Genomic DNA, 9,525 nt, shown 5'->3' with positions numbered 1-9,525 from the left:
CCTCCTGAGCTACCTTAATACGCTGCTCATCATAAAGAATATTGCTTTTCATACGCTTCATTCCCCCTCATCAATAGTGTACCTTATTGCACATTGATGACTCCAATCCAATTAGGGGGCTTAAGAGCAACGATGTAGTTCCTTTCAATAATTCCAATCCAAACTTGTTCAGAAAAAGTCCTCAGGATTGGGAGATCTATTGAGCTTCTTCTCAATATTAATAGATTCTCATAGATTCGAGATTCTTCATCTTGTTTGTTTATCATCCCCTCAATAAATCACGATCTCCCATTCATCATAGCCTTCCTCTCAAAATACCCATGAAGCCGATACTCACAAATCTCCTTAGTCCAAGCAAATAACAAATCAACATGCTCAGGTTCAAGCTCCAGCTGCGGCTCAAACACCCCATTGTTAAAGGTAATCAGTCCCTTTGAGCTTCCACTCCATTTTGTCATAGGCATATCTGCGATGATCGAAGCAACCTTTTCCTCATTAAATTCCTGTAGCCCCTGCTTGTCTTTATCGGAAAAGTCGATCTTTCTCCGATATTCCTTTTCGGTCAAATAATGATGAAAAAAAGGAGCAGCCTCACGTGCTGTCATGGACTTAAACCAGTCTTTTGCACCTCGCTCCAACATGGCGAGCAGCAGCACCATTTTATAGCTCTTGGTCATTCCCGTTGTTTCTACTTCCTTGAACCAACGTTCATACCGCACATAGACAGACTCCTCATACACATCCAGTTCCTTGCAACAGTAAAGAAAACCGAAATAAGAACCGAATTCTTGGCGATATTCCTTGCTACTTGCTTTCCCTAATAAGTGCAGCTCCAGATAATGCGGTCTGTGACCCACTTCTTCCTTCACTTCAAAATAATCGCTGCGCAGCTTGTCCTTGCGGGGCTGCTTCTTACGAGACAGCTCATCCAGCATGTCAACTACGCCAGTTTCTAGTTCCATCACACTCCCTGCTGGAGGGATAGGAACCACGTTTCCTCTTTTTCCAACAGCAGCTTCTATTTCCCTCGAATCAAACAAACTCAGCTTAATATCCGCATTGCGATAGTTTCCAATCAGATCGATGATTGCGCAATACTGCTTGTTCGCATGCAGCCTTAATCCTCTTCCTACCTGCTGCGTAAATACCGTAAGCGATTGAGTAGGCCTGACAAAAAGGAGTGTATCCACAGAGGGAATATCTACACCTTCGTTAAACAGATCTACCGTAAAAATCACGTGGAGTTCACCATGATCCAGCCTGCGTATCGCTTCCTGCCTGCTCATAGAACGAGTGCCAGAGTGCAAGCTCAGACTTGCCACGCCCTGTCTCATAAAGTAATCCGATAAAAAATTAGCCTGCATAATCGACGAGCAAAATGCAATCGTTCGTGTCTGCTTATGTCGCTGCCAAGCTTTGTAAATTTGGATAGCCATATCCTCTCGAAGCTGAACGGCAAGGAGCTCTTCTTCATCATACTTTGTTCCGAGCCAAGTAAGCTGAGAATAGTCCGTAGCATCAAATATACCGTAGTAGCGGAATGGCGAAAGCCAGCCTTTTTGTATAGCCTCGATAAAATGCAACTGATAGGCGACGTTCCCATCACAAATAGCATAAACGTCCTTCCCATCCATACGATCAGGCGTTGCGGTTATGCCAAGAAGGAACTTGGGCTGAAAATAAGAAAGCACCGTCTGGTACGATTTTGCCGCCGCATGATGAAATTCATCGATTACAATGAGATCAAAAGCCGCTTGTTCAAAGCGCTCGCGATGCATCTTGGTACTTAACGTATAAATAGAGGCAAATATGAAATCCGTTTCGGTTTCCTTGTCTGAACCATTATATAATCCAGCCGTTTTGTCCGGCATAATATGCAGAAATGAATGTTTAGCTTGGTTAAGTATTTCTTCTCGGTGGGCAACAAACAGAACCCGCTTAAATCTTTCTTTGGCAAAAAAGCCAGCCAGGTACGTTTTCCCGAGTCCTGTAGCCATGACAACCATCGCTTTTTCATATCCCTCGGCATAGGTGTTATCAAGAGCTTCCAGCGCCCCTTGCTGGGCTGGTCTTGGAGATATGACGATTGAATCCCCATTAGCCCCAACATCCTCCTGCTTACTCTCCTTATGGGGGAGCATGAGCTCCGACTCTTCCATTTCCGTTATCACTTGAACGAGCTCTGGATATTTTTGATGATAAGCCTTATAGGCAGTTTCATAATAAGCTATCGTAGTTTCGTTTAAAGGCTGAGTAAACTCGTGATAGAAGTTTTTCATAAAGTTGTCCAGCGCCCGTCGGAACGTGAAGGGCTCGGCCTTGGCGTTTACAGCAAGGTTCCATTCCACGCCCATACGAAAAGCAGACAACGACAAATTGGACGAGCCCACAATGAACTGTCCTTGTCCGTCACCATAATCAAATAGGTATGCTTTTGGATGAAAGGAAGCCCCTTGGCTCCTCCATAATCTCGCTTCAATATCCGGGTGAATGTTCAACAATGATTTCAGGGCTTCCGGCTGCGAGACGAATAAATAGTCACCCGCCAGCAACTTGACCTCTGCTCCCCGATCCATTGCCTCCCGCAGATACGGCGACAAGAGCCTTACACCAGAATCCATTACAAATGAAGTCAAAATATAAATGCCAGATGCTTTTCCAATACTCGGAATCAGCTCATCCGCCAAATTTTCCGTAATGAGCTTTACGTCAGGCATCCTCCACCTCGATCAGAAAGACTCGCTCTTTAAAACCGCCTCGCTTGTCTGCTTTCTCTGCGCGTATTCGCTCCAGCTCTTCTACCGTCACGCCGTGAGCTTCTGCAAGTGCATGAAGGAGCTCCATTATATCTGCTAGCTCCTCTACCGCTTCAGCGCTGTTATTTGCTGCAAAGAACTCATATGTCTCTTCCCGAAGTTTTTTGCTTAGCTCCGAAAGATACTCATTAGAATCTAATATTCTTGTATCATAAGATAAACCTTGCTTCTGTATAATTTCCGGTATACGATCACGCACTAATTTATTATAGATTGGCATGGCTTGCCTCCCATTATTATTCTTAAATTAATGTCTGAGTAAACTTATCCATAAAGTATCTTTGAAGTGATTCATCCCTGCAGAATATGTAACATCCTTTCATTCCGCGAGACATAAGTACCTTATAAATATTTTTGACAAGAGCATTAAGTTTTTCTGGATTGTTTTTAAGACCTTTCTTTCCAGTTTTATCTTTATAGTCTGTATAATTAGAGCTTAATTCTCCAGACTCAACATTGTACTTTAAGTCGTAACCAATAATAACTCCAACGTAATCAAATTCAAGTCCTTGTGTTGTATGGACACAACCTACCTGATTAATACCATCGGGATGAATTGCCCATGACTCTCGGATTGCATAACCATTCCATGGCAATCTAAAATCATACTCGTCCAATTTAACATCCGATATTTGTCCGTTTGTATTTCCCTGCTTAGGCGCAGTCCAGTCCCATGCATAGCCTGCCAATATCCTTGCTTTATGACCTTTCATTTGTTTATCTTTAATGAGATCATACAACCGATGAGGAGAGTCTACCAATCGAAAATCAAAAGATTCTTGATCCCACCCATTAAAATTACCCGTATCTCGAATTTTCAGCAAATCATCAATCCAGTTTAAATAACCTTCTGCACCTGCACATCTAAACTGTGCTTGCAAAGTATATTCATGGATCTCACTATTCTCTTTCATAGCAATTCGTTTGATCTCTTCATTCGTACCGATATCATCTGGTCGAATTCTTTGATTGTCATCGATAAAAAAAACACTCGTTCTAGCGCTTTTTATGATATCCTCAACTTGATTTACTCCTCTATACATATAACTTCCTTTTCCCTTTAAGCGGTGTGCTTCATCTACAATTAATACATCGAATTGATTTTCTTCCGTTTCCACAAAACTACCTGAGCCCATAAACAAGCTTTTGGTTCGCATCTTTGACCTTGAACTCTGCTTTGTAAGCATTTCAACCATTACATTTCTAAATGATGAATTAGGTGCTACAAATTTGGTATTCAAGTTATTACGTAATAAGCCTCCAAGGGAATTCATAGATATAACTGACTTCCCGGTACCTGGTCCACCATTTATTATGATGGTTCGCTTCTTATCTTGCTTCTTTGCTAAAGATACAATTGTTTCATAAGCAATTTTTTGTTCGTCCAATAAAACAAACTCAGAATTACCTTCAAATAATGCATTTATATGATCAATTAATATTTTAGAAGGTGTTATCCTTCCAGCTTCAATATCATAAAGAAGTTGAACTCCATCTCCTCTACCCACATATTTAAAAATAAATTGTTGCAGCTTTTTTGTTTCGTGTTGTAAAAACAACGGAGCTTCCAGTATGGTCTTTTCATACTGTTCAGCCTTTAATGGTTCCGGTGTCTTCTCACGATAGTTATGCAAAAATGCCACGGAATGTGCGGTCACTTCTTTGTCGTATACAGCAGAATTCATATCCAGTATAAACTGTCTATATGACCAGGCTTGATAAGAAGGATGGGTTGTTTCTCTAATTCCACCATTTATAGAGGTTTTAACGATATCCTCTTTATCTGTAGACCATGCTTCCTCCCATTGCTTTAGTTCAACAATGATAAAATTTTTATGCTGCATCTCATCCTTACCTGCGATAATAAAGTCTACTCTTTTACTTGTACTTGGAATGTTATATTCAATCATAACCCCGCAATCGTCCGCAACATTTGAATTGCGTATGATGCGCTCCATAAATTGCATAGAATTGTTCCATGATCGCCATTCCGAAGGGGAAGGACGTTTACCTAATTTCTCAATGAATGCCAATTCAATGTTAATAGCGATTTGATTATCATCAACCGCTTTTTTAAATTCTTCAACAGAGCTACTGTATACAATCACCTAGTCACCTTCTTATGTTAGTAGATCTATTATTTAGTAGAGAGCAATATGAGAATATTAAACATATATATGGTATCTTTCGACAAACTAGGTACTGGGTCCTGCTTAAATAGTTTTCTCATAACCCCCTTACCCACAAAAAAAAGAAGCAGCCCCAGCTGCTCCTCCCTTAACGATTCCGAAACCGCTGAAGCAACAAATAGCCGCTTACATTGGACGTTTTTTTCTTGTACACGATTTTGAAATCGTCTAGCAAGCAGGCCAAAGCTGCGCTGAGCAAACCATTGGGCACTAATGTTGCTTTGCAGGGCTCAGCGCTGCCAATCACACGTACAGAAATTATTCTGCGTGCGGAGCCGGGGACAAGGGGATTTCTTGACCAAGTGATTAACACTAAATCAGGCTGACGAACAGCTTTTACACAAGCCATATCGAACACCTCATTCCTCTTAAACTTCTCTATATCAAATGCTAGAAGCTTGTAAATGGTGCTAGAGTAGAGGCGGAGATATGAAAACAGTTCAGCACAGAAAAAAGACTCATCCCCTAGAATGAGTCCCTACCGTCCCTACCTTCTTATCCCTATTCCCTTAATCTCTTATGCTCTTACGCTCCTAAGCTCGTACTCCCATCCCCTCACCGCTCCGACCGATAAATCTCCTTCACCAATCGATAAGCCAGCTTCGGCTTGCGATACTCGCTCAGCAAACCCTTGTTATTAAAGCTCCGCGCGCGATCGCGGAAGTAAGGCCTGTCGCTTCGCACATCAACGCGAATATCAGCGAAGTGCCAAATGAGCGTGCCGACAATGCGCGGATCGTCGCGGAATATTTTCAACGCACGCGTCACCACATCCGCCTGGTAGTCTTCGCTGAACAAGCGCGGCTCCCAGCCGGCATCGCCGAAGATCCCCGCCGCGCCGAACTCGCTCATGATGACAGGCTTGCCGCCAGCGCCTTGCTTCTCCGCATTCGTATAATAATTCTTCAGCATCGTGCTGAAGCCATCGACGCTGCCCTCGTACCAGCCATAATATTTATTAATGCCGATTACATCGAAGTAGGACAGCACGATATCCTCCTCCGGATGCATAGTTGCATAGGTGACGAGCCTGCTGCTGTCCATGCTGCGGATTTTGCCGACGAAGGCTTTCGTCAGCTCCAGCGCTTCCTCCATCCGCGTATCGATCTCATTGTGGGCGCCCCAGAAAATAATCGATGGGTGATGATAGTCACGGGTGATCATCTCCTCCAGCATATGGATGCCACGTTCGATAAATATCGGGCTGGCGAGCGTCTCCCTGCTCATAAAACAGCCCCACATCGGTATCTCGCTCCAGAGCAGCATGCCATGCTCATCGAGCAAGTCGATCCAGAACTGGCTCTGCGGGTAATGCGAGCCTCGCACGATATTGCAGCCCATGTCGGTCAAAATATCAAGATCCTTCAGCATCAGCTTCGGCGGGAACGCAAATCCCCACTCCGGATGCTCCTCATGCCGATTCACCCCTTGAAGATAGACCTTCTTCCCATTCAGCAGTATGTCGCTACCCTGCACTTCAACCGTGCGGAAGCCCGTCCGATCGATAAGATCGTCCTCCCCCGCCTGAACGGTGAACGTATAAAGCGCGGGCTCACCTACCTCCCACCTGCGAACGTTCTCCAGCTTCCCTTGAAGCGTCAGCGTAGCTGCATCTCCAGCAGCAACATCAACCTGCGACGAAAGAGAAAGTCCCTCTGTGGAAGCTTGAACCTCCACCTGGCAAGCTTCCTTGCTAAGTGATCGAAGCTGAACCTGCAGTTGAATATCTGCGGCAGCATCCTTTAGCTGATAATCGATTTTCATGGAATCGATGTACACATCCGGCAGCTCCTGCAGCTCAATAGAACGAATAATCCCCCCATAGGAATGCCAGTCCGCAATATCCGTCGGCAAGGTTTGCCAGTCAACCGTGTTATCTACGCGAATCACGAGCTCATGCTTGCCTTGAGCCAGATGGGGCAGAACGACAGAGAACGACGTAAAGCCGCCAAAATGATAGCCGATATGCTGGCCGTCCACGTACACATCCGCATGATGAAGGATGCCTTCAAACACCAAGCGAATATTCGCTTCCTGCAAGTTATCAAAATAAGTACGGTACCAAACTGCGCCAATATAATCATAAGTCCCCAATTCATTATTCCAACAGGATGGAACAACATGCTTCCTGGACCCTTCCGGAAATGATGAGGCCCAACCCTCTTCCATGCCTTTATTATCAGAATCGGTGATGAAATCCCATAATCCATCCAAAAGCCTTGTAGCCCGCAGACTATGCTGCTGAAAAGCTCGTATCACAACAATCAAGCCCCTTTCATGTATGCTTCGTAAAGCGTATCATAAATGATGAGCCTGCTTGAATGGATAAACCTGATCACCCTTTGTCAAAATCGCTACAAGGATGGTGTTCTTTTAACATGAATAACCACCGGCTTTACCATCATCGGCTTTCCTATGAGAAACCGCCTGTTCCGGGCTGGAAAGATATTCGCAACACGACGGATGTGCATTCGCTCTATTGGATTCAAAGCGGTGAAGGCGACTTTCTCCATGGATTTGAGGAGGAGCAGCTGCATGTGAAGGCGGGGGACTTATTGTATTTGAAGCATGGTTTTCCGCTAACGATGTTTTCCTCTGTGGACAAGCCGCTATGTATTCGGATGCTGCTGTTTGATGTGCTCGATATCCCTTATGAAATAGATCAATGGCAGAAGCCCATCCCTGTTGATTCGCTGCATGTGCCTTTCTATAAGTCGTACTCGCCTGAGCAGGCGGATTGGCTTGAATCGCAGTTCTCCCGCATCTGGTCGATCCAAGGGACCGATCCCCATGAGCGGCAAGCCGAATTCCAGTATGTGCTGTCGCGTTTGATTTATTTTATGAAAGATACGAACATATCCCAGAATCCTTACCTGAGAGCCTTCCAGAAAGCGAAGCTTTGGATGGAAACGAGCTATCATCAGCCGATTCGGCTGGAGGAGCTGGCCCGCGACCTTAGCATTTCCGTCTCCCAATTACGCAAAATGTTCATCAAGCATACCGGCCTCTCGCCCAAAGCTTATTTGAATAAGGTTCGAAACGAACAAGCGAAGACGCTGCTGCTCCTGACGGATGAGCCGATGAAGGTGATCGCGGATGCGTGCGGATTTGCGGATGAATTTCATTTTGGCAAAATGTTTCGCGTCTGGAACGGGATCGCCCCTGCTCGCTTTCGGGCCATGAACAAATCGGAGCGCCCGTCCTGACCTCACCCGGGATAATCCGTAATGACGCCATCGACGCCAAGCTGCTTCATCCGCACTAATTGCTCGTCGCTTTGGATCGTCCAAGCAATGACCTTCCGGTTGCGATCATGAATTTTCTTGACGATCTCTTCATCCAGCAGGTCTTGCGTGTAGTTGATATAAGCGGCATAGGAGGTAAGCTCATCGAGCACCTCATCAGACAGAGGATGCTTGTCCTCGTGGATCAGCGCTGCAACCGGAACGTCCGGCAGCAGGGAGTGAATCAGGCGCGTCGATTCGAAATCGTAGGACTCGATCATGATGGCGGCGGTGTTTTTCAGCTTCTTCATCCCATGAATGCTGCCCGCTTGGCCAAACGCGGTATAGTTTAAGCGGAACTCGTATTGACGCACCACGTTCGCGACCTTCTCTTCTACGCCCGGCTCATTCGGCGACTCCTTCACCTCAATGAGCATGCCCATTTTGCCTGCGAAGCGCTCCATGACGGCCTCGAACGATACGAGGTTCGTGGCCTCGTCGTCGGTATCCGTCGTTTTGCCTGCGGGCGCATCCATCTCTTCCAGCTCCCCAAGCGTATATTCATCCACTGGGCCTGTATGCTCTGTCGTGCGGTCCACGGTATCGTCATGTATGACCACGAGCTCCCTGTCCTTGCTCAGCTGCACGTCAAACTCGATGTAATCGGAGCCCAAACGTTCGGCCTCCTCAAAGGCGGCCATCGTATTCTCAGGCTCGTTGCCGGAAGCGCCTCGATGCGCAATGACAAGAAACCCTTCAGGCGTATTCGGATTGGCCGCGGAGACGATCAGCACCGCGCAGCCAGACACGATCAAGAGCAATCCTGCCCTGCGCCAAAAATAAGCTGTTTTTAGTCTGCTCATGCTTCCACCTCCTGTAGTCCTACTACTTTAAACACGCGCCGCTGCAAACGAAACAAAAAAAAGGAACAACCTCCGCATGGGGGTCATTCCTTTCTAATTGTGCACACGATTATTTCGCCGAATACTCCGATGTAGCTGTATCCAGCATCGACTGCCAGTTATCGAACTTCGTTTCTCTGGCTACGTGGCGGTCAAAGAGCTCATCCGGAATATCTTTAATATCCTCGCGTGTCTGAACTTGGAAGTTGCCCTTCTCCAGAAACTCGCCAAAGCTGTTCCAGTTCGAGTGCTTGCTCATGAACGCTCCGTTAAACAACGCCTCCAAGGAGACATGGTCCGGATCCTCCTGAATCGTTTTCTGACCTTGCAGCTCTTTCAATAAATCCTCAAATGACATTGGCTTTTGCTTTCTCAGACGATCACCCCTAGTTTT

General features: G+C 45.7%; 8 protein-coding genes. 2 read left to right on the top strand and 6 right to left on the bottom strand.

Going from position 1 to position 9,525, the window contains the following annotated elements:
• Positions 1–278: 278 nt before the first annotated feature.
• From E0496_RS21745 to E0496_RS21735, 3 genes are read right to left on the bottom strand one after another with little or no spacing between them, the layout of a single operon-like run.
• Positions 279–2,717: a DEAD/DEAH box helicase family protein gene (locus E0496_RS21745; RefSeq protein WP_141503891.1), complete on the bottom strand. Its 2,439-nt coding sequence runs from the start codon at positions 2,715–2,717 to the stop codon at positions 279–281.
• Positions 2,710–3,036 carry a nucleoside triphosphate pyrophosphohydrolase gene (locus tag E0496_RS21740; protein WP_141503890.1) on the bottom strand — a complete coding sequence of 109 codons (327 nt, stop codon included), beginning with the start codon at positions 3,034–3,036 and terminating at the stop codon, positions 2,710–2,712. Before E0496_RS21740 ends, E0496_RS21745 begins: the two co-directional genes overlap by 8 nt.
• A gap of 22 nt (positions 3,037–3,058) precedes the next feature.
• Entirely contained in the window at positions 3,059–4,924 is a 1,866-nt protein-coding gene (locus E0496_RS21735) for a DUF2075 domain-containing protein (RefSeq protein WP_206669832.1), read from the bottom strand.
• A 227-nt stretch (positions 4,925–5,151) separates the two neighbouring features.
• On the opposite strand from E0496_RS21735, the gene E0496_RS36245 reads away from it, so the two are divergent.
• On the top strand, positions 5,152–5,331 hold the full coding sequence (locus E0496_RS36245) for a hypothetical protein (RefSeq protein WP_206669831.1): 180 nt from the start codon (positions 5,152–5,154) through the stop codon (positions 5,329–5,331).
• 229 nt (positions 5,332–5,560) lie between these two features.
• Here E0496_RS36245 and E0496_RS21725 read toward each other — a convergent pair whose 3' ends face one another.
• Complete coding sequence (locus E0496_RS21725) at positions 5,561–7,264, bottom strand: glycoside hydrolase family 2 TIM barrel-domain containing protein (RefSeq protein ID WP_141503889.1); 1,704 nt, start codon at positions 7,262–7,264, stop codon at positions 5,561–5,563.
• Between the two features lie 119 nt (positions 7,265–7,383).
• Between E0496_RS21725 and E0496_RS21720 the strand changes: the two genes are divergently transcribed.
• Complete coding sequence (locus E0496_RS21720; RefSeq protein WP_161601516.1) at positions 7,384–8,211, top strand: AraC family transcriptional regulator; 828 nt, start codon at positions 7,384–7,386, stop codon at positions 8,209–8,211.
• A 2-nt stretch (positions 8,212–8,213) separates the two neighbouring features.
• On the opposite strand, the gene E0496_RS21715 is transcribed toward E0496_RS21720, so the two are convergent.
• Both E0496_RS21715 and E0496_RS21710 read right to left on the bottom strand, forming a co-directional pair.
• On the bottom strand, positions 8,214–9,092 hold the full coding sequence (locus tag E0496_RS21715; protein ID WP_141503887.1) for a glycerophosphodiester phosphodiesterase: 879 nt from the start codon (positions 9,090–9,092) through the stop codon (positions 8,214–8,216).
• A 109-nt stretch (positions 9,093–9,201) separates the two neighbouring features.
• Positions 9,202–9,489, bottom strand: coding sequence for a hypothetical protein (locus E0496_RS21710; protein ID WP_141503886.1), 288 nt, complete (start codon positions 9,487–9,489; stop codon positions 9,202–9,204).
• Between the last annotated feature and the right edge of the window lie 36 nt (positions 9,490–9,525).

This window comes from Paenibacillus luteus (assembly GCF_006542765.1).
In the GTDB taxonomy this organism is placed as follows: domain Bacteria; phylum Bacillota; class Bacilli; order Paenibacillales; family Paenibacillaceae; genus Pristimantibacillus; species Pristimantibacillus luteus.
The sequence above is the reverse complement of the archived record's forward strand: the minus strand, read 5'-3'. Positions and strand labels throughout refer to the sequence as shown.